We start from the raw sequence: 209 nt of genomic DNA, 5'->3' as shown, positions 1-209 counted from the left end.
TTGAGCACCGAGGAGTGGCCGGTCTTGCCGGACAGCGGGCGCGCGGTCTGGATATCGACCGTGGAGCCGATGCCGCCTTCTGGCAGGAAGGGCTGCGAGGTCTTATAGACCAGCGCTTTCGAGATCAGGTCGGAGGACAGCAGGTCGAAGGAGAACTCGCGGCCGCCGGTGTCGCTGGTCATGGTGCGGCCATTCACCAGCACGTTGTT

The 209-nt window shown here is 64.1% G+C and carries 1 protein-coding gene; it reads right to left on the bottom strand.

Annotation, left to right across the window (positions count from 1 at the left end; genetic code table 11):
* Positions 1-209, bottom strand: a 209-nt coding sequence (locus AC6H42_RS00010) for a hypothetical protein (protein ID WP_497547105.1), incomplete at both ends; no start/stop codon positions are given.

This window comes from Massilia sp. NBRC 108631, from assembly GCF_059704565.1.
This window is presented reverse-complemented; position numbering and strand designations above follow the sequence as displayed.